Origin of the sequence: Rhizobium sp. AN6A (assembly GCF_900215635.1) — a bacterium.
GTDB lineage: Bacteria > Pseudomonadota > Alphaproteobacteria > Rhizobiales > Rhizobiaceae > Agrobacterium > Agrobacterium tumefaciens.
The window spans coordinates 169,236-194,107 of record NZ_OCNC01000003.1 but is presented as its reverse complement, the minus strand read 5'-3'; the positions used below and the strand labels follow the sequence as shown (position 1 = coordinate 194,107).

The 24,872-nt window shown below is 58.6% G+C and carries 21 protein-coding genes; 15 read left to right on the top strand and 6 right to left on the bottom strand.

All coding sequences use genetic code 11. The annotated features are described in order from the left end of the window. Positions 1-294: 294 nt before the first annotated feature. Both dinB and CRO62_RS04805 read right to left on the bottom strand, forming a co-directional pair. Entirely contained in the window at positions 295-1,374 is a 1,080-nt protein-coding gene (gene dinB, locus CRO62_RS04810; RefSeq protein ID WP_097099411.1) for a DNA polymerase IV, read from the bottom strand. 23 nt (positions 1,375-1,397) lie between these two features. After that, positions 1,398-3,464, bottom strand: coding sequence for an ATP-dependent helicase (locus CRO62_RS04805; RefSeq protein ID WP_097099410.1), 2,067 nt, complete (start codon positions 3,462-3,464; stop codon positions 1,398-1,400). A 287-nt stretch (positions 3,465-3,751) separates the two neighbouring features. On the opposite strand from CRO62_RS04805, the gene CRO62_RS04800 reads away from it, so the two are divergent. From CRO62_RS04800 to CRO62_RS04770, 7 genes are all read left to right on the top strand, one after another. After that, positions 3,752-4,489: a prolyl oligopeptidase family serine peptidase gene (locus CRO62_RS04800; protein WP_097099409.1), complete on the top strand. Its 738-nt coding sequence runs from the start codon at positions 3,752-3,754 to the stop codon at positions 4,487-4,489. Positions 4,490-4,700: 211 nt separating this feature from the next. Then, positions 4,701-5,771, top strand: coding sequence for a LacI family DNA-binding transcriptional regulator (locus tag CRO62_RS04795; RefSeq protein ID WP_097099408.1), 1,071 nt, complete (start codon positions 4,701-4,703; stop codon positions 5,769-5,771). A 5-nt stretch (positions 5,772-5,776) separates the two neighbouring features. Beyond that, positions 5,777-7,378 carry an FAD-dependent oxidoreductase gene (locus CRO62_RS04790; RefSeq protein WP_097099407.1) on the top strand — a complete coding sequence of 534 codons (1,602 nt, stop codon included), beginning with the start codon at positions 5,777-5,779 and terminating at the stop codon, positions 7,376-7,378. Between the two features lie 49 nt (positions 7,379-7,427). Next, positions 7,428-8,699: an ABC transporter substrate-binding protein gene (locus tag CRO62_RS04785; protein WP_097099406.1), complete on the top strand. Its 1,272-nt coding sequence runs from the start codon at positions 7,428-7,430 to the stop codon at positions 8,697-8,699. A 10-nt stretch (positions 8,700-8,709) separates the two neighbouring features. Then, entirely contained in the window at positions 8,710-9,642 is a 933-nt protein-coding gene (locus CRO62_RS04780; protein WP_097099405.1) for a carbohydrate ABC transporter permease, read from the top strand. Beyond that, positions 9,632-10,474 carry a carbohydrate ABC transporter permease gene (locus tag CRO62_RS04775; protein ID WP_035200343.1) on the top strand — a complete coding sequence of 281 codons (843 nt, stop codon included), beginning with the start codon at positions 9,632-9,634 and terminating at the stop codon, positions 10,472-10,474. The genes CRO62_RS04780 and CRO62_RS04775 overlap by 11 nt, the downstream gene beginning before the upstream one ends. A gap of 18 nt (positions 10,475-10,492) precedes the next feature. Continuing rightward, a complete protein-coding gene (locus CRO62_RS04770) occupies positions 10,493-11,545 on the top strand; it encodes an ABC transporter ATP-binding protein (protein WP_097099404.1) in 1,053 nt (350 codons plus the stop codon). 107 nt (positions 11,546-11,652) lie between these two features. Here the strand turns inward: CRO62_RS04770 and CRO62_RS04765 are convergent, their stop codons facing one another. The 4 genes from CRO62_RS04765 to CRO62_RS04750 are packed head-to-tail and all read right to left on the bottom strand — an operon-like array spanning position 11,653 to position 15,143. Then, on the bottom strand, positions 11,653-12,390 hold the full coding sequence (locus CRO62_RS04765) for an ABC transporter ATP-binding protein (RefSeq protein WP_025594968.1): 738 nt from the start codon (positions 12,388-12,390) through the stop codon (positions 11,653-11,655). Continuing rightward, the gene (locus CRO62_RS04760) at positions 12,387-13,232 is read right to left on the bottom strand and encodes an ABC transporter ATP-binding protein (protein ID WP_025594967.1); all 846 of its coding nucleotides are present in this window, start codon (positions 13,230-13,232) and stop codon (positions 12,387-12,389) included. The genes CRO62_RS04765 and CRO62_RS04760 overlap by 4 nt, the downstream gene beginning before the upstream one ends. Then, the gene (locus CRO62_RS04755) at positions 13,219-14,118 is read right to left on the bottom strand and encodes an ABC transporter permease (protein ID WP_097099403.1); all 900 of its coding nucleotides are present in this window, start codon (positions 14,116-14,118) and stop codon (positions 13,219-13,221) included. The genes CRO62_RS04760 and CRO62_RS04755 overlap by 14 nt, the downstream gene beginning before the upstream one ends. Further along, positions 14,115-15,143 (bottom strand): ABC transporter permease, encoded by a 1,029-nt coding sequence (locus CRO62_RS04750; protein ID WP_004431168.1) that lies wholly within the window; start codon positions 15,141-15,143, stop codon positions 14,115-14,117. The genes CRO62_RS04755 and CRO62_RS04750 overlap by 4 nt, the downstream gene beginning before the upstream one ends. Before the next feature lie 205 nt (positions 15,144-15,348). Here CRO62_RS04750 and CRO62_RS04745 point away from each other — a divergent pair, with 205 nt between their 5' ends. The 8 genes from CRO62_RS04745 to CRO62_RS04710 all read left to right on the top strand — a co-directional run bounded on the left by CRO62_RS04745 (position 15,349) and on the right by CRO62_RS04710 (position 24,870). Then, positions 15,349-16,062, top strand: a complete 714-nt coding sequence (locus tag CRO62_RS04745; protein ID WP_082065900.1) for a FadR/GntR family transcriptional regulator — start codon at positions 15,349-15,351, stop codon at positions 16,060-16,062. Positions 16,063-16,129: 67 nt separating this feature from the next. Then, entirely contained in the window at positions 16,130-17,110 is a 981-nt protein-coding gene (locus CRO62_RS04740; RefSeq protein ID WP_013761138.1) for a mannonate dehydratase, read from the top strand. 117 nt (positions 17,111-17,227) lie between these two features. Then, a complete protein-coding gene (locus CRO62_RS04735; protein ID WP_370953851.1) occupies positions 17,228-18,766 on the top strand; it encodes an ABC transporter substrate-binding protein in 1,539 nt (512 codons plus the stop codon). 245 nt (positions 18,767-19,011) lie between these two features. Next, the gene (locus CRO62_RS04730) at positions 19,012-20,115 is read left to right on the top strand and encodes a hypothetical protein (RefSeq protein ID WP_097099402.1); all 1,104 of its coding nucleotides are present in this window, start codon (positions 19,012-19,014) and stop codon (positions 20,113-20,115) included. Positions 20,116-20,299: 184 nt separating this feature from the next. Then, the gene (locus CRO62_RS04725) at positions 20,300-22,639 is read left to right on the top strand and encodes an EAL domain-containing protein (protein WP_097099401.1); all 2,340 of its coding nucleotides are present in this window, start codon (positions 20,300-20,302) and stop codon (positions 22,637-22,639) included. Between the two features lie 206 nt (positions 22,640-22,845). Next, the gene (locus tag CRO62_RS04720; RefSeq protein ID WP_038495923.1) at positions 22,846-23,739 is read left to right on the top strand and encodes an SDR family oxidoreductase; all 894 of its coding nucleotides are present in this window, start codon (positions 22,846-22,848) and stop codon (positions 23,737-23,739) included. Between the two features lie 19 nt (positions 23,740-23,758). Next, positions 23,759-24,043: a hypothetical protein gene (locus CRO62_RS04715; protein ID WP_097099400.1), complete on the top strand. Its 285-nt coding sequence runs from the start codon at positions 23,759-23,761 to the stop codon at positions 24,041-24,043. Then, positions 24,040-24,870, top strand: coding sequence for a Ku protein (locus CRO62_RS04710; RefSeq protein ID WP_097099399.1), 831 nt, complete (start codon positions 24,040-24,042; stop codon positions 24,868-24,870). Before CRO62_RS04715 ends, CRO62_RS04710 begins: the two co-directional genes overlap by 4 nt. The last annotated feature ends 2 nt before the right edge of the window (positions 24,871-24,872 follow it).

Genomic DNA, 24,872 nt, shown 5'->3' with positions numbered 1-24,872 from the left:
ACAGGCGACGCAATCCATCTGGGTCGCGCCACTGCTGATGAAAGCAGACTCGTGCGTTTCTTGCATGGCTGCGCTGCATTAAAGCCTATTTAATATGCGGCAAAACCGGGTATCTTGTTTTCATCGAAGCGATGCACCTCCTCCCGCAAAGCTTCGGATTGAGATGACCCTATCCTCCTCCCAAGGGTTGTCTTGTGAACAATGGCACTCCTCCTCCCAGCCGTTGTTCGAAATTTCGGAAAGCCTGCCGCACCTCCTCCCGCGGCGGGCTTTTTCGTTTTCGGGACAGCGGCATCACAGGCCAAGCGCGAGCTGCGGTTCCTCTTCGCTCTCTTCGGTGCTCAGCGAGGAAAGGGTAATCCCCAACAGCCTTACCGGACGTTTGAATGGAAAGACGGAGGCAAGCAGGCTCTCTGACATCTCCTGGATAGTCGCGAGGTCAGACACGGCTCCCGACACTGTTTTGCTGCGTGTCGCCTGGCTGAAATCCGAATATTTGATTTTCACGGTCACCGTCTTTCCCGTGATGTCGTGGGCCTCGCAATAACGCCAGACTTTCTGAGCCAAAGGGCCAAGCTCCGCCTTCGCCAAGTCGAGATCGTCGATATCCTCGACGAATGTGTCTTCTGCGCCGACAGATTTGCGGATGCGATCGGGCTTGACCTGCCGTTCATCGATGCCGCGGGCGATGTTGTAGAAATAAGGGCCGGACTTCCCGAAATGCTGTTGCAGAAAACCAAGTGATTTCGACTTGAGATCGAGCCCGGTTTCGATGCCGTGCCGTTTCATCCGCTCCGCCGTGGCGGGTCCTACCCCATGAAATCTCTTGACGGCCAGGGCTTCAACAAAGCCAGGTCCATTCTTCGGCGTGATGACAGCCTGGCCATTCGGTTTGTTCAGGTCGCTTGCCATCTTGGCCAGAAACTTGTTGTAGGAGATGCCGGCAGATGCATTGAGGCTGGTGACAGCCTTGATCTTTGCGCGGATCTCCAGCGCAATTTCGGTGGCGATCTCCATGCCTTTCAGGTTTTCGGTGACATCGAGATAGGCTTCGTCGAGCGATAGCGGCTCGATCAGCGGCGTATATTCGGCAAATATCTCCCGTATCTGTTGCGACACCTGCCGGTATACCTCGAAGCGTGGCGGTACGAAGATCAGATCCGGGCATTTCCGTTTGGCAGTGACGGACGGCATGGCTGAATGGACGCCGAAGGTTCTCGCCTCGTAACTTGCCGCAGCCACCACGCCTCGTGCGGCCGATCCGCCGACGGCGACGGGCAGGCCGCGAAGTGCGGGATTGTCGCGTTGCTCCACCGATGCATAAAAGGCATCCATGTCGATATGGATGATCTTTCGAACAGCCGTGTTATCCATCGTTCCAGCCTGTACGATCTTCCCTATTTCCACATCGCCCGCATCCGCGCGCCGACATCGATGCGGATCTGCTGCGCGCTGCGCTCGGAGGCTGCGGCCGAAACCAGGGGCCATGTGGCGGTTTCAAAGAACTGCAGCAAAGTTGCCGGTATGAAGCGGGTTCTAGCGGCATAGACATGCCGGTCGCCCTGCGCGTTCTGGCCATGGGTGAAGAACCGTTGCGGGGTTATCAGTGACAGACTGTCCTTGGCGCGCGTCATGGCGACATAGAGCAGCCGGCGTTCCTCTTCGACTTCATGCGTGGAGCCGACGCCCAGATCGGATGGTATGCAGCCATCGACCACGTTCAGGATAAAGACGGAACGCCATTCCTGGCCTTTTGCCGAATGAATGGTTGAAAGCGTCAGGTAATCCTCATCGAGCAGCGGTACGCCTGCCTGATCGCTGGTGGCATCCGGCGGATCGAGCGTCAGTTCGGTGAGGAAGCGTTCGCGGGAAGGATAGCCGCCGGCAATCTGCTCGAGTTGCAGCAAATCGGCCTTCCGCGTCTCGGCATCCTCATGGATGCGTTCTAGGTGGGGCTCGTACCAGAGCCGCGCCTGCTCGATATCTGATGGCCAGCCGCCGTGCGATTTTCGCATGTTCGCCAGCAACTGCACGAAGGATACCCAGTCACCGCCGGTTTTGGGTGGCGGCGGAATTTCGGCAAGGGCGAGCAAAGGTTCGGGATCTGCCGCAATCGTATCGAGAATATTGCCGGCTTTCTTCGGCCCGATACCCGGCAGCATCTGAAGTAGCCTGAAACCGGCGACGCGGTCGCGCGGGTTTTGCGCGAAACGCAATACTGCCAGCATGTCCTTTACATGGGCACTGTCGAGAAACTTCAGGCCGCCAAATTTGACGAAGGGAATGTTGCGGCGTGTAAGTTCAACTTCAAGCGGCCCGCTATGACTGGAGGTGCGAAACAGCACCGCCTGTTGCTTCAGCGTCATGCCGGTCTCACGATTGGCCAGCACCTGGTCGATAATGAAGTTCGCCTGCTCGGTTTCGCTTTTTACAGTCACGAGCTTCGGCCGCTCGAGTGACTGTCGTTCGGTCCAGAGGTTTTTGGTGAATCGCTCACGGGCAAGGTCGATGACACCATTGGCGGCAGCCAGTATCGGCTGTGTCGAGCGATAGTTGCGATCAAGGGTGATAATATCGGCAGCCGGGCTGAAAGATGCCGGAAAATCAAGGATATTGCGCACCGTTGCTGCCCGGAAGGAATAGATCGACTGGGCATCGTCACCCACCACGGTCAAGCCGCGACCGCCCGGCTTCAGTGCCATTAGCACCGCAGCCTGCAGCCGGTTGGTATCCTGATATTCGTCGACCATCACGTGGTCGAAACGATTGCCGATATCACCTGCAAGATCGGGATCGCTGACCATCTGGGCCCAATAGAGCAGAAGATCGTCGTAATCGAGAACGTTCTGGGCCTGCTTGGCCTCGACATAGGCGGCGAATAATTGCTTGAGCTCTTCTTCCCAGCTGGACACCCATGGATAGTGCTGGCGCAGGATGTCTTTCAGCGGCGTTTGTGAATTGACGGCGCGCGAATAGATCGCAATGCAGGTGCCCTTTGTCGGAAAACGGCTCTCGGTCTTGGAGAAACCCAGCTCGTGTCGGGCAAGGTTCATCAGATCAGCGCTGTCTTCGCGGTCGTGGATCGTGAAATCTACGTCCAGTCCAATCTGTTCCGCATAGATTCGCAAGAGGCGCGCGCCGATTCCGTGAAACGTGCCGGACCAGGCCATCGCATCCGTGAGGGCTCCGGCGTTAGCGCCAATGACCTGCTTGCAGATACGCTCGACACGACGAGACATTTCGGAAGCGGCACGCCGTGAAAACGTCATCAGCAGGATGCGGCGAGGATCAGCGCCATTGACGATCAGATGCGCCACCCGGTGCGCCAGCGTATTGGTCTTGCCGGAACCGGCACCGGCGATGATCAGCAACGGTCCAGCTGTGTGTCCGCCTGAAGGCCCAACGCCATGTTCCACGGCCTTGCGTTGCTGCTCGTTCAGTTTGTCCAGATAGGCAACCGCCATGCCTGCATCCTTGATATTTGCCTATCCGCACGACGACGGCATTTTTCAAAAGCACTCTTGTTGCAATGATTAGCAAAAACTCAAACAGCAGGCCAGAACAAATAATGAACGCATGTCTCTGTCCTCCACACTGCGGTGGACAAACCTGGCAGATCGATTTTGGCGACCTCAATCGGGTTCCGCATGGCGTGTCGACCGGCATGCTTTTCAAACCAATGAACCAACCCGACGGCTGATGAGTTCACCAGTCGCGTCTTGGAAGACGTGTTTGTTGGGAGGACAAAAGCATGAAGCATTTGAAACTATGCCTGATCGCTGTTGCGGCACTGGCCACATCGACATTTGCGTCTGCGGAGCAGAAGGCCATGAGGTCTGACGCAACGATCGCGTCGGATATCAATTATCTGCTTTACACGCCCAAAGACTATGCCGGTTCGGACAAAACCTATCCTCTCGTGGTCTGGCTGCATGGCGGCGATCAGGGCGGGAGCGACGTCGAAAAGCTGCGCCGCAGCGGCCTGCCAAAATTGATCGAAGGGGGCCGTGATTTTCCTTTCATAGTGTTTTCGCCACAAAATCCGAGTGAGGAACTGCTTTATCCGATCGAGCGTGTTGCAAGCGTTCTGGCTTCCGTTGTGGGGGATCATCGGGTGGACCGCAGCCGAATCTATCTGATCGGATATAGCCGGGGAGGGTTCGGCGCCTGGTCAATGGCCGAGCAGTTTCCGCAAACTTTTGCTGCGGTCGTCCCAATTGCTGGTGGCGGCATCCGCCATTACCTCAACCGCACCAATGAAAAGACAGCCTTCTGGGCCTTTCACGGCGCAAGGGACGAGGTGATTCCTTTGTCCGATACTGTTGTCCTCGTTCAACGTCTCCAGGAACTGAAACGCAATGTGCGGCTGACGGTTTTTGAGGATACGAACCATGAAGAGGTGGAGGCAAAAGTGCTCGGCGATGAGGCGATGTGGACCTGGCTTCTCCAGCAAAAGCTTGCCGACGCAAAGACGCCTTCGGCACCCTGAACCCGCAGCGGGCACCATTTTACCGCTGGTATGAAAGCCCATAGCCCAGCGCGGCCGTCATAAGGCCGGGCTGGCCGCCTCATAAGCCTTCGTCAAAACATCTCTCCGCAAGCGTGTCTTTCCCCTCTTGACACAGAGTAGGGAAGTCGTGCTAATGCGTATTAACAGCTAATACGTATTAGCAGTTAACGAATGTCGGGGAGGGCATTGCGTGACCAGCCATAAACGCCTTACTCAGAACGATATTGCGAAGCTTGCCGGCGTCAGTCAGGCCACGGTATCGCTTGTTCTGAACGGCGCGCCGACCGCGATCGCCCGTATCCCTGCTGAAACACGCGAACGCGTGCAGGCGGTCATTCGCAAGACGGGCTATGTCGCCGACCCGATCGCGCGCCGCATGGCCAAGGGGCTCAATCGCATCCTCGGCGTCTTCACCTACGAGCCTGCCTTTCCAAGCGCACAGGCGGACTTCTTCACGCCGTTCCTGTTGGGCATCGAGGAAGAGGCGCAGCAGCAGGCGTACGATCTTCTGCTGCTGACCAGTGCTGGCGTCGGCAACAACCGCAAGATTTTTTCCGAGGGCAACAGGCTCCGGATCGCCGATGGCTGCCTGGTCCTCGGCCGCGAATTTGACCGCAAGGAGCTTACCCGGCTGGTCTCGGAAGATTATCCATTCGTGGCGATTGGCCGACGCGACGATGCTGGCGGGCCCGTGCCCTATGTTGGCGGCGACTATGCCGCGGGCACACGGCAGCTTGTTGAAGATGCCATGATGCTCGGGCATTCCAAACTCGCCTATATCGGCCCTGCGGGTCCGGCGGAATCGATTGCCGACCGCTGGCGAGGTTTCAGTGATGCGCTCGGCACGGCGGCGACGCTTGCATTGCACATAAAGGCGGTAAACCGGCCTGCCGAAAAGATCCTCGACGCGATCATCGAAAGCGGCGCGACGGTGGCATTTTTCATAGAACTGGCGGATGCGGTGCGCGTCGAGACTTTGGCACGGGAGCGCGGAATTGGGGTGCCCGACGTGTTTTCGATGGTCGTGCTTGGCAGCCATATTCGTGCCGGCCGCAGCCCGGTGCGTTTCACATCCTATGAAATTCCCCGTGAAGAGATGGGCCGGCAGGCGACTGCAATGCTGGTGAACCGCATCGAGACCGGCAGCCCGGGAAGTCAGATTCTACTCAAGTGCCAACCCGTCAAGGGTGAAACATTGGGGCCGGCTCCAGCGGCCTCCCCAGATAAGTCCCCAGTCAACAAAACGGATGAGACGACGTGAAAGAGATGCAAGCAGACATTCTTGTGGTCGGTGGTGGCCTTGGCGGCGTGGCGGCGGCGCTCGGTGCCGCACGCGCCGGAAAGCGCGTGATCATGACCGAGGAATATGACTGGATCGGCGGTCAGCTGACTAGTCAGGCCGTTCCATCGGACGAACATAGCTGGGTCGAGCAGTTCGGCATCACCCGCTCTTATCGCGCGCTACGCAACGGCGTGCGCCAATATTACCGCGACCATTATCCGTTGACGGAAGGCGCCCGCTCCTGGAGTGACCTCAATCCGGGCGGCGGCTGGGTCAGCCGCATCTGCGCCGAGCCGCGCGTCAGCCTTGCGGTGATGGAGAGCATGCTTATGCCCTATGTCGGCGCCGACCGGCTGACGGTGCTCAAGCCCTATCGGCCGGTTGCTGCCGATGTGGATGGCGATAGGGTCCGCGCGATCACCGTGCGCCATCGCGAAAGCGGAGCGGAGATCGTCATTTCCGCCGACTACATTCTTGATGCCACCGAGCTTGGCGATCTGTTGCCGATGACGGGCACGGAATATGCCAAGGGGTTCGAGGCGCAATCGGACACAGGTGAGCCCAGTGCGCCGGCCAAGGCCCAGCCTGATAATGTGCAGGCCGTATCGATCTGCTTTGCAATCGATCATGTCGACGGCGATCAGACGATCGACAAGCCTGATAATTACGACTACTGGCACAAGTACCAGCCGCATTTCTGGGGTGGGCCGATGCTCGGTTTCACCGCGCCGCATCCGCGCACGCTGGAACACACGACCCGCTCCTTCACGCCCAATCCGGATGACGATCCGCTGCTGGTCGATGCCGACCAGCGCAAGGGCGGTGGCGATGAAAACCTCTGGATTTTCCGTCGCATCGCGGCGCGGAAGAACTTTGCGACGGGTTTTTATAAGTCCGATATCTGCCTCGTGAACTGGCCGATGATCGACTATATGGACGGCACCATCATCGATGTGTCGGAAGAAGAAAAGGCGCGGCATCTGAAGGCGGCGGCCGATCTTTCCTATTCGGTGTTTTACTGGTTGCAGACAGAAGCGCCGCGCCTTGATGGCGGACAGGGTTTTCGCGGCCTGCGCCTCAGAGGCGATATTACCGGCACCGAACACGGCCTTGCCATGGCGCCCTATATCCGGGAAAGCCGCCGCATCAAACCGGTCACGCGTATCGTCGAACAGGATCTTTCCTACACGGTTCGCGGTGACAGGGGGGCTGTCCGCTATCGCGACAGCATCGGCATTGGCATGTACCGCATCGATCTGCACCCATCGACCGGTGGCGACAACTATATCGACGTGCCTTCCTGCCCGTTCGAGATTCCGCTTGGCGCACTCATACCCGAGCGCGTGAAGAACCTTATTCCGGCAGGCAAGAACATCGGTACGACGCATATCACCAATGGCTGCTACCGCCTGCATCCAGTCGAATGGAATATCGGCGAAGTGGCTGGAATGCTGGCGGCCCACTGCCTGGAAAAAGGCCTGACGCCGCATCAGGTGCAGGAAGACGATGACCATCTTCATGCCTTCCAGACGGCGCTGACCCGCGAGGGCATCGAAATACGCTGGCCGGATATCGCGGCCTACTAGGACGACGAACTGTCGTTCGATCGAACCCATCTTTGGAGGAGGACTGGGAATGAATAGTCATTGGAAAATGCAAACCACAGCCTGCGCGCTGGCCCTTATCGGCTCTTTTGCGCTGGCAGGGGCAGCGGCGGCGCAGGAAGCGGTCAAGCTGCGCATGACGATCTGGAGTGCCAACGAGGCGCATCTAAAGCTGTTCAACGACATCGCAGCCGGCTTCAAAAAGGACCATCCAAATGTCAGCGTGACATATGAGTCCCTGCCTTTCGACACCTATACCACTGCGTTGACGACCCAGATCGCCGGTGGCAACGCCCCTGACATGGCCTGGATTTTCGAGACCTCGGCCTATGATTTCGTCAAATCCGGTGCGCTCTACCCGCTTACCGACACGCTGAAGGCCGCGCAGGGTTACAATCTCGACGAAGTCAGCGCCGGGGCCACGGAACGCTGGTCGCAGGACGGAAAGCTCTTCGCCTATCCGTTCTCGACCTCGCCCTTTGCGGTCTTCGTCAACAATGATCTCATCAAGGCCGCAGGTGCAAAGACGCCGGCGGAGATGATCGCTGCCGGCGAATGGACCTGGGAAAACGCCATCGCCACCGCCTCGGCGGTCTCGAAATCCGGCAAGGGCGGGCTTGTCGTCCGCGACTTCAATTACCAGAGCTGGCAATATCTGACTTCCGTGTGGAACGGCTGGGGCGCATCGCCCTGGAGCGCGGATGGCGCAACCTGCACGATGGCGGAAAAGCCGATGGCGGATGCTGTGTCGTTCATCCATGATGCCATCTTCAGCAAGAAGGCCATGCCCGGCCCCGGCGAGACGGTCGATTTCTTTGCCGGTAATGCCGCGATGACCATTACCCAGATCAGCCGGGCCTCGCTTCTGCCGAAGGACAAGCCTTTCGGCTGGGACCTCGTGCCGCTGCCAAAGGGACCTGCCGGCGAATACGCGCTGATCGGACAGGCCGGCATCGGCGTCATGCAGTCCGGCAAGAATGCGCAGACGGCGGCCGAATTCGTTGCTTACATGACCAATCCGGAAAATTCGGCAAAGCTCAGCCAGTTCTTCCCCTCGGCACGCAAGTCGCTGTTGAATGCGGAGGTGTTGAAAAAAACAAATCCGCTGCTCAGCCAGGAACAGATCGAAAAGGTGGTCATATCAGGCATCGCCACCGGCAAGGTCATGCCCGGCCACTCCGGCTTTGCCCAGATCCAGCAGATCGTGCGCTCAAACCTCGATGCGGTCTGGCGGCCGGAGGCCGATGTCGCGGGAGCGCTTCAAAAAATCTGCGGTCAGATCGCGCCGCTCCTGAAGCGCTGAGGAGAAAGCCATGGCTGTCGCGCAGGAGATTACCCGTCCCCGGCATCGCCCTGCATCGGCGTTCTGGACCATCGCGCGGCGCGACAGTCTCGCTGGCTTTCTGTTCATCGCCCCGCAACTGATCGGGATCATAATCTTCGTGCTGATCCCGCTGGGGCTGGTGTTCTGGTATTCGCTGCATGAGTGGAACGTGCTCGCCAATACCTTCACCTATACCGGTGCGCAAAACTACCGGATGCTCATCGAAGACGGCAATCTTCTGGAGGTGCTGGGCGCGACCGGGATATTCTCCGCCGGACTGGTGGTGTTCAACCTGTCGCTTGCGCTGCTGCTTGCCGTGCTGCTCAACCAGAAGCTTGCCGGCATTGCGATATTCAGAACGCTGTTCTTCTCGCCCGTCGTCGTGTCGCTGGTTGCCTGGACGATCGTCTGGGGTTTCCTGCTGCAGAAGAACGGCGGCATCAACGGCATGTTGCTGATGGTCGGCCTCGAAGGCCCCAACTGGCTGCGCGAGGAGACGACAGCGATGATTTCGGTCATCGTCGTGCAGGTCTTCAAGAATGTCGGGCTCAACATGATCCTGTTTCTGGCGGCACTTCAGGGCGTGCCGAAGGAACTCTACGAGGCCGCCCGCATCGACGGCGCGCCAGCCTTCAAACAGTTCCGTCGCATCACCCTGCCGCTGATCAGCCCGACGATCCTGTTGACCTCGATCATCACCATTGTAGGCTCGTTGCAGGTTTTTGCTCAGATTGCGGTTCTGACCCAGGGCGGGCCGGGTCTGTCGACCACGGTGCTGGTCTACTACCTCTATCAGCAGGCCTTCCAGTTCCATTTCTTCGGTTACGGCTCGACGCTGTCCATCCTGCTGTTTCTGATTGTTGCAGTGCTGACCTTTGCCCAGTGGCAGATGCGCAAGAGGATCGTCTTTTATGAAAGCTGACCTTTCCCCCCGCATGCAGGTGGCGCTATACGGGTTGCTGTGCGTGCTGCTTGTCCCCTTCGTCTTTCCAACCTGGTGGATGGTTACCTCGTCCATCAAGCCCATCAGCGACATCTTCGCCTTCCCACCGCAGCTCATCCCGCAGAGCCACGACTGGACGACCTATGCGAAGGTGTTCGAGTTGCAGCCCTTCGTGCGGCAATATTGGAACTCCGCCTACATTGCCGCTGTGGTGACGATCGGCACGATGATCATCTCCTCAATGGCAGGCTATGCCTTCGCACGGATCCGTTTTCCGGGCGCCAATGTGATCTTCATGATCGTGCTGCTTGGCCTGCTGATCCCGTCCGAAGTGACGATCGTGCCGCTTTTCCAAATGTTCCTGAAGGCAGGCATGGTCAACACCCACTGGCCGCTGATCCTAGTGCCGATTTTCGGGGCGCCAAGCGTGTTTGCCACCTTCGTCATGCGGCAGTTTTTTGTGACACTGCCGGGGGAGCTGGAGGAGGCGGCACGCGTCGACGGTCTTGGACGTTTCAAGATATTTCGCAAGATTGCCTTGCCCCTGGCAAAGCCGGCGCTTGCTTCGGTCGCGATCTTTACGTTCCTGCATTCCTGGAACCTGTTCCTCGAACCCATCGTCTTTCTCTCCAGCGCCGAGATGTTCACGCTGCCGCAGGCGCTGACGCAATATACCGACGCCTATGGCGGGCCGATGTGGAACATCCAGCTTGCCGCAGCGACGTTGACAGCGCTGCCCGTGCTCATCGTCTTCGTGATTGCCCAGAAGCAGTTTGTCGAAGGCCTCGCCCATACCGGCCTCAAGGGCTGAAGAACCGGAAACCGATTGATGGCTCACGTTACTCTCTCCGACATCCGCAAAAGCTATGGCGCGGTGAAAACCATTCACGGCATCGATCTCGCCATTAAGGACGGCGAGTTTGTTGTGCTTGTCGGGCCTTCCGGCTGCGGCAAGTCGACCCTGCTGCGGATGATAGCCGGTCTCGAAACGATTACCGGCGGAGAGCTCAGGATCGGCGAGCGGGTCGTCAACGATCTCGATCCCAAGGACCGCGATATTGCCATGGTGTTCCAGTCCTATGCCCTATATCCGCATATGACTGTGGCCAGCAATATGGGCTTTTCGCTGGAGCACCGCGGCTCGAGCAAGCAGGAAATTGCTGAAAAGGTGAACTGGGCAGCGGATATTCTTGGCCTTGCGCAGCTGCTCGACCGTTATCCGCGCCAGCTCTCCGGCGGCCAGCGCCAGCGCGTTGCGATGGGCCGCGCCATCGTGCGCAATCCGCAGGTGTTCCTGTTCGATGAGCCCCTGTCCAACCTTGATGCGAAGTTGCGCGTTGTCATGCGCGGCGAGATCAAGGCGCTGCACCAGAAGCTGAAGACCACCACGATCTATGTTACGCACGACCAGGTCGAGGCGATGACGATGGCCGACAGGGTCGTGGTTCTCAATGGCGGCAGGGTCGAGCAGATCGGCACGCCGCTCGAACTTTACGACCGCCCGGCAAATCAGTTCGTTGCGGGCTTCATCGGTTCGCCATCGATGAACTTCCTGTCCGGCACGATAACTGAAAGAGGTTTTGAAACCGCAGGTATCGTGTTGCCCTTGCCAGTTTCCGCGGCCGGCTTTGCCGGCAAACAGGCCGTTTACGGCATCCGCCCGGAACACTTCCTGCTTGATGCCGGCGGCGTGCCGGCCGAGATCATGCTGGTTGAACCATTAGGATCGGAAACGCAGGTCACCATGAAACTCGGCGATACCAAGGTGCTCGGCGTCTTTCGGGAACGCATAGGGCAGGCAGTCGGCGACAGCATCATGGTCTCGCCGACACTTAACAGCGTCCATCTGTTTTCGAGTGAAGACGGAGCACGGCTGAACTAATCACGGGGCCATCTGCCTCTTGCGCGGCTGATGGCCTGATCAGATACTGGACTGCCAGGGAAAACCTCGCAGTCCAGCTGTTCCCATGGCTCACCCCATGACGGCTTTCAAAGAAAGCTGCTCTCGAAGAGCTCGCCTGAATAGGCCGCGTGGGTGATGCCCGCTTCGAGATCGGCCTTGGTCAACTCATCGACAAAAACACCATTCTGCATGACCAGAACGCGGTCGCACATATGGGCTATAACCGACAGGTCGTGGCTGACGAGAACGAAGGTGAGGTTCTGCTCGTCGCGCTGATCGGCCAGCAGGTTCAGGATTTCCGCCTGAATGGAGACGTCGAGAGCGGATGTCGGCTCGTCGAGAAGCAGGATCGGCGGCTCGAGGATAAGCGCACGGGCGATCGCAACACGCTGACGCTGGCCTCCGGACAGTTCGTGCGGGAAGCGCTCGGCAAAATGCGCGGGCAGGCCAACCTGCTGCAGCGCGGCCGGAACCTTCGACCAGCCGTCACCAAGCCCCATGGAGCGGATCGGTTCGGCAAGAGCCCGGCCGATGCGGTGGCGTGGGTGCAGGGAACCATAGGGGTCCTGGAACACCATCTGCGCCAGCTTCAGCTCGTCGCGGCTACGGACTTTGCCCACAGGCTTGCCTTCGAAAGAGATCGATCCGGTCCAGCCGGATTCCAGGCCGGCAAGCGATCGCAGCAATGTCGACTTGCCGCAACCGCTTTCGCCAACGATGCCGAGTGTCTCGCCTCGGTTGACCCGAAAGCTGACGTCGCGCACGACGTGATTGCGGTTTTCCTTCGTGCCGTAGACGACATCCAGCTTGTCTACCGTGATCATCGCATCACCTCCGCATCGATTGCCTGGCGATCCAGCACCTTGAGGCGCCGGACCGGATTGCGGGGATCGGGCATGGCCGCGATCAGGCCCCGTGTATAGGGGTGTTGCGCATCTTCGAGCTTGGAGAGTGTCTCCACGACGCGTCCGCCATACATGACCAGCACGCGTTCGCAAAAGGCTGCGACCATGCGGATATCGTGACTGATGAGGATGAGGCCCGAATTGTTTTCGCGCACCATCTCGTCCAGAAGCAGAAGGACATCCTTGCGGACGCTGACATCGAGTGCTGAGGTCGGTTCGTCGGCGATGACCAGCTTGGGTTTGGCAAGCAGCATCATGGCGATCATCACGCGCTGTCCCATGCCGCCTGAAATCTGGTGGGGATAAAGCCCCATCACGCGGTCAGGATCGTTGATGCGCACGCGCAGCAGCATGTCGCGCGCGGCATTTCTGGCGGCCTTGCCCTTGAGGGCCAGATGCAGCTCGGCCGCTTCCGCCACCTGCTTTCCGATCGGCAGGACCGGATTGAGGGAATAGCGCGGGTCCTGCATGATGAGCGCCATCTCGCTGCCGCGGATCGCACCCATCTGGCGCTCGGATTTTTCAAGCAGGGGTTCGGAGAGGAAATCCATCCGTTCTGCCGTCACCGTGGCGCTCTTGGGCAGAAGGCGCATGGCGGCACGGCCGGTCGTGGACTTTCCGGACCCGGATTCGCCGACGATACCGACACGCTCGCGTCCGACGTCGAAGTTGACATTGGAGACGGCGGGGATGGCGTTGCGGCCAAAGCGAACGTTAAGGTCGCGGACCGAAAGAATGGGAGAGCTATCAGGAACGGGCATGACGCGGATCCAGTAGGTCGCGCAGCGTATCGCCAGCGATGTTGAAGGCAAGGCTCGTCAAAAGGATCGCGATGCCGGGCATGACGGCGACCCACCAGTAATCGAGCATGAATTTACGGCCGCTGGAAATCATCGCCCCCCATTCGGGAAGCGGCGGCTGCGCGCCAAGACCGAGGAAGCCAAGCGAGGCGGCCGTCAGGATGATACCGGCCATATTCAACGTCAGTCTGACGATGACCGAAGGAATGCACATCGGCGCGATATAAAGAAACAGGATGCGCATCGGCGAGGCCCCATAGAGGCGTGCGGCCGCAACATAGTCGGTGTTGCGCACGACCAGCGCTTCGGCCCGCGCCAGACGCGCGATGGGCGGCCAGGCGGTCAGCGAGATCGCGATGATTGCGGTGCCAAGACCGGCTCCCATTGCAGCAGCAAAGGCAAGTGCCAGAACGAGCGAAGGGAAGGAAAGGACAATATCGGTCGCACGCATCAGAATGGCGTCGGTTCGGCCGCCGAAGAAACCGGCCATGACACCGATTGCAAGGCCGACAGGGCCGACGATGACCGAGACCGACAAGACGGTCTGGATCGTGATGCGGGTGCCATAGACGAGGCGGCTGAAAATGTCGCGGCCAAATTCGTCGGTTCCCGCCAGATGCGCCCAGCTGGGAGGCTGAAGCGCATTGTCGAGCACCTGGCGCACCGGATCATATGGCGCAATCAGGGGAGCGAAAATGGCAACCACGACCAGAATGGCGAGAATGGCAAAGCCGAACATTCCAAGCGGCTCGTCGCCAAGCTTCCGCAGCGTCCGCGCCGTCGTTGTGGATATCCGAGACAACGCGCTGCGGCTCCGCACGGGAGTGTTCTGAGTTATATCGGTCATCGAGCGACCTCCCGTGTCCGCGGGTCAAGCGTGGTGTAGGCCACGTCTGCGAGGAAGTTGAGCATCATGAAGATGAAGCCGATGACGATCGTGGCTGCGAGGATCGCATTCATGTCACCGATAAGCAGTGCATTCGTCATGTATTGTCCGATGCCGGGCCAGGAAAAGACGATTTCGGTCACAACGGCGCCTTCCAGCAGGTTGCCATAGGAGATGGCGAGAACGGTGATCAGCTGCACCGCGATATTCGGCAGTACATGGCGGGTTACGGTGCGCGCCGGGCTGACGCCTTTCGCACGCGCCGCAATCACATAATCCTGGCTAAGCTGTTCGAGGGTGAAGGCGCGGGTCATGCGGGTAATGTAGGCCATTGCCATATAGGCAAGGATGATCGCCGGCAGCATGATATGCGCGAGCGCGTTCCAGAAAATCTCTGTCTCACCTGCGAGAAGAGTGTCGACCAGCATCAGCCCTGTTCTCGGCTCCACGAGGCCTTCGTAAAAGACGTCCACGCGACCGGGCCCGGCGACAAGGTTGAGATTCGCATAAAAAATCACGAGCCCGACGATACCGAACCAGAATACGGGTATCGAATGCCCCACCAGCGCAAAGACACGTGCGAACTTGTCGATGAACGTGTCGCGAAACAGGGCCGCGGCGAGACCGAGCGGGACGCCGATGACGGTGGAGATGATGATTGCCAGCGTTGCAAGTTCAAGCGTCGCCGGGAAGGCTTGCGCCAGGTCCCGCGTTACCGGGTTTCCGGTCAGAATAGCTATACCGAAATCGCCGTGCAGCAAGCCGCGGAGATAAATGAAAAACTGCTGGTAAAGAGGGAGATCAAGCCCAAGACGAGCCCGCATGGCTTCATAGGCCTTGGGATCTGCAAGCTCACCGACGATTGCCCCGACCGGATCGGTCGGCATCACCCGGCCAATGATGAAGGTGATGCAGAGCAGGATGAAGAGGCTGACGACAAGTTGCAGGAAGCGATGTCCAAGCCCGCGTAATGAAATTTCAGTCATCGCAAATCGCACTTCCACGGGAAGACGCTGTCAGCGATGCCACTTTCTGAACGGCTCGCCGCAGACGAGCAATTCTACCCTGCAAAAACTTTTGATGGTACTTCATCCCAACTCCTCCCTGAGCTAACATGAAAACATATGACGTAACGCCACGTCATCATATGAGTAACGAAGGGATTCGTTTTCTGCAAGAGGGAAGAGTGGCATGATGGGCGATAGGGAAAAGCCGCGGGAGCGGCGGGCACAACAGATCATCGATAATCTCAGTGCAGAAATTCGCAGTGGAAAACTGAAGAACGGCGATCAGCTTCCCACGGAACCGCAGCTTGAGCGCACCTACGGCGTGAGCCGCACGGTGGTTCGCGAGGCGATCGCGGATCTGCGCTCTTCCGGCTATGTCATTCCCATCCACGGCAAGGGCGTGTTCGTCAGCAATGTCAGCGAGTGGGCGGGCGTGAAGCTGACGCAATCCGAAGTTGGCACAATTGCAGAAACGCTGGAAATGCTTGAGTTTCGGCTCGCAACCGAAGGCGAAGCAGCGGCAATTGCCGCCTATCGCCGCACAGCCCAGCAGGAGGCGGCGATTTCCGCAGCCCATCGGAAAATGGGCCGGGCCATCGATGCGGGCGAAAGCACCGTCAGTGCCGATTACGAGTTTCACACGGCCATTGCGATAGCGACCAACAACCGGTTTTATCTCGAGGCACTGCGCCAGTTCGGGTCACGCTCGATACCGCGCGGTCAGTTTCCCACCCTGCCGGAAACGGGCAATGCGGATTATCTTCGCAAAGTGCAGGCCGAGCATGAGGCAATCCTGCGCGCCATCGTAGAGCAGGATCCGGATGCCGCGCGGAAAGCCATGCGCGATCATATGCTTGCGAGCCAGCGTCGATACAGGTTGCTTTCCGAGGCGCAATAGCATCTCGACACTCGTCTTATTTCGTGCGATGTCATATGATGACTAGCATGGAGTGAGGAGAGAATCGATGTATGTCGGCACCCAGGTGACAGCGCGCGATGACGAGGATTTCAAGGTTTGGGCGCAGCTTGGCGTCAAGAATATCAATGCCGATCCGCCTGGTGCACCCGCAAGCTGGACCTTTGAGGATTTTGAGCGCCACCGTGACAAGGTCGAGAGCTTTGGCCTCGTGCTCGACATGGTGCAATTGCCGTTGCCATCAAGGCCGATCGAACAGGCATCGTTTCCCGATATCCTGCTTGCCGGGCCAGAACGCGACCGACAGATTGATGCCGTCTGCAGAATGATTGAGGATATCGCCAGGGCCGGCATCCCGGCGGCGAAATACAACCTCAATCTCATCGGCATCCCGCGCACTGAAATGGAGCGTGGGCGCGGTGGTTCGCTCAATGAAGCCTGGCGATGGGACAAGGCGGACCACGACGCGGCGCCGGGCCTTGCCGGTGTTCTATCCGAGGACGAAAACTGGGAACGCATCGACTATTTCCTCGAACGCGTGGTGCCGGTTGCCGAAAGCAACAAGGTCCGGCTGGCCTGCCATCCGCATGACCCCTACACCCCCCCCGGCTACAAGGGTGTCACCCGGGTGCTCGGCACCGTCGAGGGCCTGAAGAAATTCGTGCAGATGCGGGAAAGCCCCTATCACGGCCTGAATTTTTGCCAGGGATCTATCGGCGAGATGCTCGACAATCCACGTGAGGAAATCGACGAGATCATCCGCTGGTTTGGCAGCCGCGACAAGATCTTCAACGTCCATTTCCGCAACATCAGCGGCGGCAAGCTGTCGTTCATGGAAACGTTTCCCGACGAGGGTGACATGGACATGGTGCGTTCGCTGAAGCTCTACCATGAACTCGGCTATCGTTACATGATCATGCCCGATCATGTGCCGACGATTGCGGGCCGCGATCCAGTCGGTGTCGCATTTGCGTTTTGCTACGGCTACATCGCCGCGCTCATCGAGGCGCTTAATAACAACCATCTTTGACTGTTTCAGGTCGGTGGGCGCGTCATGGCGTTGCCGGCTTGCAATTACCGATCTGTAGGAGGAGCAGGTATGAAAAAATCAATGATCCGTCTCGCATTCACCACTGTTCTCGGCGCCATGCTGGTACAGGCGTCGCCGGTGGCGGCCAAGACCCCCAACGACCAGCTCGTCGTCGGGACATCGCTGGCCCAGGTGCTGTCGCTAGACCCCCATCAGGCTACCGAAGCGAAAGCCAACGAAATCATGGCCAATCTTTACGATCGGCTGATCTCGGTCGATGGCTCTGGGAAGGTTTCGCCGCAGCTGGCAGAGCGCTGGGAGACAGATGACAAGGGCATCACGTTTCATCTTCGCGCCGCCAACTTTGCGTCGGGCAATCCCGTCACCTCTGCGGATGTCGTTTATTCGTTCAGCCGCCTTTTGAAGATGAATCAGGCGGCCGCCGCCAACCTCAAGCGCGTCGGTTATAACGCTGAAAATGTCGACAAGCTGGTGAGCGCCCCGGACGAAAAGACTGTCCGCATCGAACTGTCAGGGCAAACGACCTCCGAACTGCTGCTCTACCGTCTGGCGATGGTCATTGCCAGCGTCGTTGACAGCAAGGAGCTCAAGTCCCATGAAGTTGACGGCGACTGGGGCAATGCGTGGCTGAGAACAAATTCCGCCGGTTCAGGACCCTTCACCCTCAATCGCTGGTCGCCGAACGAAATCATCATTCTTGAGGCCAACAAGGACTATGTGGCCGGCAGCCCGAAAATGCGCCGCGTTATCGTGCGGCATGTACCGGAAAGCCAGGTGGAGCGCCTGATGCTGGAGCGAGGCGACATCGACATTGCCAGCGCGCTGACGGCATCCGACCTTGCGACCTTCAACAACAAGGAAGGTTTTCAGATCCAGCGTGTGCCGACGGGTGGTTTCTACGTCCTGTCCATGAATGCCGGCAAGGAGCCTCTTTCCAACCCCAAGGTTCGCGAAGCGATTGCTTACGGCATCGACTACAAGGGAATGGAAAAGACCATCATGGGGCCCTATGGCAGGGCGCGCACGGTGCCGGTTCCAGAGAATTTCGAATATGCCATTCCAAGCCCCGACTGGAAGCTTGATGTCGAGAAAGCGAAATCTCTTCTGAAGGAAGCCGGTTATGAGAATGGCTTCACACTTAATCTGAAGACAATTGCCCAAACGCCGCGTATCGATCTTGCTACCGCCATCCAGGCATCGCTCAGCCAGGTCGGTATCAAGGTGAACATTCAGCAGGGTAACGGTTCGGACGTGATTGCCGCTCACCGTGCGCGGGACTTCGATCTGCTCATTCCGCAGACGGGCGCCTATATGCCCAACGTCCTCGGCTCGATGGAGCAGTTCTCCAGTAACCCCGACAACTCGCTTGCTGCCAACAATGCCGGCAATTTCGTCTGGCGCTCGGCCTGGGACATTCCGGAACTGACGGCTCTGACCGCAAAGGCTTCCCTTGAGCCCGATGCCAAGAAGCGTGGGGAAATCTACACCCAGATGCAGGAAATGTTCGTCGCGCAGAAGCCGGCGGTTCTGCCTCTCTTCGAGAGATACGAGCCGATCGTTTTGACGTCGCGCGTCAAGGACTATGTCGGTCACCCCAGCCAGACGACGCGACTTGAAAACGTGACGAAGCAGTGACTGCAAACCACTAGACGGAAAACATGTGACGGGCGGTGAATTTACCGCCCGTTTTTTTGTGGGTCCCCGGACGGCTTGCTGGCTAATTAAGACAGGGCCGCCGTGCGAACTATTACACCCGCATCCTTGAATTCTTGGGGTTTTCGCGATGGCTTTAGCGGTTTAGACCGTGCAGCGATCGACCCTTTCCCAGAGCGCGATTCCCAAACCCCGCTCGCTCACATTCCACTAAATGCGTTAGCACCATGAGCTTCCCACAGATAAAACTTCCCGCAAGGCCGCTCAGTTTGAAGCGCGGTGTCATTTCGGTACCGGCGGCCTATTATTTTTCCATCCCCGTGCTGCTGGTGATTACGGTCGTCCTGCTCGTGGCCGAAGGCCCGGGTGTGTTGCGCGACTATCAGATCAGCCGCGACCCGCTGGAGATCGAAAGCGGCGATATCAACGGTAGTTGCAAGACCCGCAAGGCGATCTTCACGAATTGCGAAGCGGAGCTTTCCTACGACCATGGTGGTGTGAGCTACAAGAAGGATGTCGAGGTCATGTTCGTCGATTTCCATTCAGGTGACTACGAAACCGGTCTGGTCATTTCGGCGAAGAATCCCGAACTTGCAACGATTTCACTTGGCCTCGATATGCTCTGGAACCGGATCATAACCCTGGGCGTGTTCGTTGCCCTGCTCGGTTTCGGCTGTATCGCACTGCTGTTTACACTAATCCGCACCTTGCGGGCTCGTCTGCGTCTGCGGCACCCGGCGCCATTGACTGTTATTCCGGTGGCGCTGACGGCGGTCGCCGAAAAACGCAGCCGTCTTTTCGTGACCTATTCCGATACGGTCAGGGAAGGGAAGACGAAGAGGCAATCCTTTACCTATCTGGAGAGGGGGCGAATTCCGGTCGTCGTCGGCCACACCGGGAAACACGATGTCGCACTGGCGGTCTGGCACGGTGAAACCCCGCTGCCTGTTCTGCTTGACGATCAACTGGAGCGAATTGACCTATCGGAACAGGAAAGAGCGGCAGCACTTGCCTCGCTCGGACCGGCGCTTGCAAACCGTGGTCAGGAGGGCGTATCCGCCCCCGGCGCGGCGGTGACAAAAGCCCCGAGCCTTGCGCGACGGCTGGCAACGTTCCTTGCAATTGTCGCCTTTATCGTCGTCGCAACCTTGGGATACTGGCTTTGGTACGTCACCAGCGCGCCTTCGCAATTCAACTCTCCGGGCATGGACCTCAACAACATGATGCCCACGGCGCTCAACGAGTGGGGCTGCGCGCGTCTGCAGGAGCGTTTTGCTGATGGTCCGGCACCTTTCGGTTGTGCCGGGGATGATTTTCGAAGCTGGAAATAAAGGCTTTTTTCTTGGCGTATATAGGGCCGGTCGCAAGAGCCTTATGGGTTGGCGCGTCGGCCCGGCGTATCTTGGCTCTTTGTCGGTGAGATCAATCAATTATCCAAAGTTGCATTAGAGATTTATAAATAAACCAACTCCATAGTGCGATCGTGGGCGGTTCTCGAGGCTGGGAGAGTGCATCATGTTCACGGTTCTGGAATGCGTTGCGGTACAACACGATCATGCGATCGTGCTGCTTGCAGCGGTTATTTGCCTGCTTGGCATGCATGCTTTTTTCCATTTGTTGTTGCGTGCGGAAGAAAGCCCGGCTGGCCGCAAGCCTTATTGGGTGCTGGTTGCCGCCTTTGCAGCGGGGCTCAGCGTCTGGGCCACGCATTTCGTTGCCATGCTTGCTTATAAGGGTTCAGTCCCGATCGGCTTTGATTTCCAGTTCACGGCTCTGTCGGCGGTTCTGGCCGTTCTGGGGTTCTGGCTGGCGCTCAGGGCGCGCTCGAAGGCGAGCTACAGTCCCGTTATCGTCGGAACGCTGGTTACCCTTTCGGTTGCGGTCATGCATTTCGTCGGCATGGCGGGCATGGATGTGGCCGCCACGATCAGCTATCGTTGGGGCCCCGTTTTTGGTGGCTTTGCCGTTGCCTGGGTATTTTTTCTGCTGGCCTTTTTCCTGTTCCTTCGTTCCGCCGCATGGAAACGCATCGTCATTCCGGCCGGATGTTCGATCGTGGCAATCTGCGCTTTGCATTTCACCGCCATGTCGGCCACGATCCTGTCGCCGGATCCGTCCGTCGCTGGCCCGGATCCCGACAATCTCGCCAGGGTGATCATGATCGGTGCCGTTTCGGGCGTGACTTTCCTGGTCCTCGCAGCCACTGCCACCGCCGCTCTCGTTGACCGTTACCTTGTCGACCTCAAGGGGCTTGTGGATGCGACGCTGGATGGTCTTGCCGTGGTCCGTGATGGCCGCATTGTTGAGCTGAACACTCGTTTTGCCGGTCTTCTCGGCAGCGATGAGGCATCGCTGATGGGTAAAAATCCCGATGATCTCTTCAAGGCCATGGACGGGCAGCCCACCTATCTGCCGCGCCACGCGCCGGTTGAGGCAATCCGCGAACGCACCGACCGGGCGCAGGTGTTCGAGCTTGCCGTGCGCACCATCGAGTATCGCGGCCATCCTTGCGAAGTGCTGGCCATTCGCGACCTGACGGAAAAGCGGGAGGCGCAACGGGAGATCGAATATCTGGCCCGCCACGATGTGCTGACCGGCCTTTCGAACCGCACCATGTTCCAGACACGGCTGCACCAGCAGATCGAACATTGCGACGCGGAGGATGAGTTTGCCTTGCTGGCGCTCGATCTCGACCGGTTCAAGGCGGTCAACGACATTTTCGGCCATGCCGAGGGCGACCGGGTGCTGAAAAAAGTTGCGACCATCCTCGATGAATGCGCAAGGCCGGGAGATATCGTTGCCCGTCTCGGCGGCGATGAATTCGTTATCCTGACTGCCCGGCACACCAAATCGGAGGAGGCACGTCTGCTTGCCGAGACGATCCTTGCCATGTTCGGGTTGAAAATGAATGCGGCCAACGACCCGACCGCTGTCGGCGTCAGCATCGGTATCGCCGTCTTTCCGCGGGACGGCAACAGCAACGAAAGCATCTTGCACGCCGCCGATCTGGCGCTTTACCGCGCCAAGATGGGTGGGCGCGGAATATTGTCCTTTTATGATCCCCTGATGGATCAGGAGGCCCGCGAGCGCCGCCAGCTCGAGACGGATTTGCGGCTTGCCATCAACCGCAACGAATTGCTGTTGAACTATCAACCTGTCCTTTCCGTCGAATGCGGTCAGGTCGTCGGTTATGAGGCGCTGGTACGCTGGCAGCATCCGACAAGGGGTGTCGTACCTCCGGATGTCTTCATTCCGATTGCAGAGGAAAGCGGGATCATCATCTCGCTCGGCGAATGGGTGCTGCGCGAGGCCTGCCGCCAGGCGAGCACCTGGGCGCCGCACCTGAAAATCGCAGTCAATGTTTCACCATTGCAGTTTTCGCTCGCAAATCTCGGCCATGTCGTCTGCACGGTTCTCATGCAGTCCGGCCTTTCGCCGAACCGGCTGGAACTCGAGATCACCGAAGCCGCGTTGCTGAAGGACCGCAAGGCGACGCTGATCATCCTCAACCAGTTGAAGGCGCTGGGTGTGGCCATCGTCATGGATGATTTCGGCACCGGTTATTCCTCGCTCAGCAACTTGCAGAGCTTCCCCTTCGACAAGATCAAGATCGACCGCAGCTTCATCGCCGCCATGAGCGAGGATGATAATGCCCGCGCCATCGTGCGCGCGGTGATCGGCCTCGGTCGCAGCCTCGATCTGCCGGTGACGGCGGAGGGTATCGAAACCGACGCGCAATATCGCATGGTTGTCGATGAAGGTTGCGCGCAGGCGCAGGGTTATCTCTTCGGCAGGCCGGATGTGGCTCCTGCTGCGGCGGCAAGCACTGGCAAGCGGAAGAAACATTCCGTCTGAAAGAGGAGTGCGGCGGCGTGATGCCGTCGTAATTCCATTCTCCTACGCCAATGGAACGAGAGCGAACGCAGATCGTTAGGATTGTGTGTGGTGCATCTGTGTCGCCATCGCCGCAGCCGGCGGCAGACGACTGACCTGACCTTCCGATAACGAGTTCGCTGGTCATGAGACGCACCAAGATGGAATTCTATCTCTGGGAGAAACCAATGACAGACCGCCTTGAGCCGCAGGACCCGCGCAACCAGTATCCGCGCCCGCCCTTTTCAACGCCGACTCAGGAAATGCCAGGGCTGGTCACGAACATGATGCCTTTCCCTGATCATGGTGAAAAGACCTATCGCGGCAGCGGCAAGCTTGCCGGGCGCAAGGCGCTCATAACCGGCGGTGATTCCGGCATCGGTCGCGCCGTGGCAATCGCGTTTGCGCGAGAGGGTGCAGATATCGCGATATCCTATCTACCGGAGGAAGAATCGGACGCCGAAGAGGTGGTAGCGCTTATCGAAGCGGAAGGCCGCGTGGCCGTCGCCTTACCCGGAGATATTACCGATGAGGCATGGTGCCGCGAACTGGTTGAAAAAGCGGTAGGCGATCTCAACGGCCTCGACATTCTGGTGATCAACGCCGCAAGACAACAATATCGCGAGGGTATCGCCGAGCTGTCGACTGAAGATTTCGACCGCACGATGAAGACCAATCTCTACGCGCTGCACTGGATTGCGCAGGCCGCCGTCCCTTATCTGGAACCCGGATCGTCGGTGATTACCACCGCATCTATACAGGCCTATGAGCCGTCTCCCATTCTTCTTGATTATGCCACTACGAAAGCCGGCATCGTTGCCTATACGAAAGCGCTCGCCAAACAGCTTATCGAAAAGGGCGTGCGGGCAAATGTCGTCGCGCCTGGTCCGTTCTGGACGGTTTTGCAGCCAAGCGGCGGGCAGCCGGACGAAAAGGTCAGGAATTTCGGTAAGGACAGCGATTTCGGCCGTCCAGGCCAGCCTGTGGAACTGGCACCGGTCTATGTGCTGCTGGCTTCGCAGGATGGCAGTTTCATCAATGGCGAGGTCTATGGTGTGACCGGAGGCCGGGGCATTGCCTGATCGGCTTTGAGGATTTGACATGAAACGACAGACAGAACGTTCAGACAGAGATGTGAAGCCCTTCGATGTCCGCGACCGGCTGATACTGGCGCTTTATGCGCAGCTGAAGGCCGAGCGGCAAACGCGCGAGGCCATGGAATGGGTCATCCGCAATGGCGGGCTTTCGCCGGAGGTGCTGGAGGCGATGGCATCCGACCCTGTGCCGGTGCTGGCGGAGGCGGACGTTCCCGCTATCGAGCGAATCCTTGCTGCGGACCGGGGCAGAGGGCAATCCTCTCACAACGACCATGGGCGGCGATCATGAACCGGAGAGCGAGCTGGAAGGGTCATCTGATATTCGGCGATTTCAACTGTGAAATCGGCCTCTATTCCGCGCTCACCTCATCGGACAAGATCTCCTTCAACATCGTCAACCGAAAGACCGGCCATCGCGTCGAACGGCAATATGTCGATAGCGATACCGGCGATGCTGTCGACCGCGAGGATCAGGTCAAGGGATATGAACTCGACAATGGCGACCATATCGTCATCGAGGGAGATGAGATCGCAACGCTGATGCCGGAAAACGACAAGGTCATTCGCGTCAGGCATTTTCTGAGCCACGACGAGATCGACAAGCTCTATTTCGATAGATCCTATTATCTGGCGCCGACACAGGAGGGTGGCGAAGAGGCTTTGACGCTGCTGGCAAAAGCCATGGACGACGAGAAGGTCTCGGCACTTGGCGAAGCGGTACTCTTTCGCCGAAACCGCGTGCTGTTGATCCGTCCAAGCGGCAAGGCGCTCGTGGCGACTACTTTGAATTTCGGCTACGAGGTTCGCTCGCAAACCACCGTTTTCAAGTCCATTCCCGATATTCAGTTCGATGAAGAGATGCTGGAACTTGCCGGTCACATCATCGGGAAACGGGCAGGCACATTCGATCCGGCGGAATATACCGATCGTTACAATGATGCGCTGGCGGAACTGGTGAAGGCGAAGATCGAGGGCAGGGAAATCAGCAAACAGCCGCCGCGCAAGCAAGATAACATCATCGACCTGAAGGAGGCTTTGCGCCGCAGCGCCGGTGACGGCGACAGCGGAAAATCTACCGCTGGTGCGGGGCGCAAATCCTCCCGGAAAGCGAGCTGATC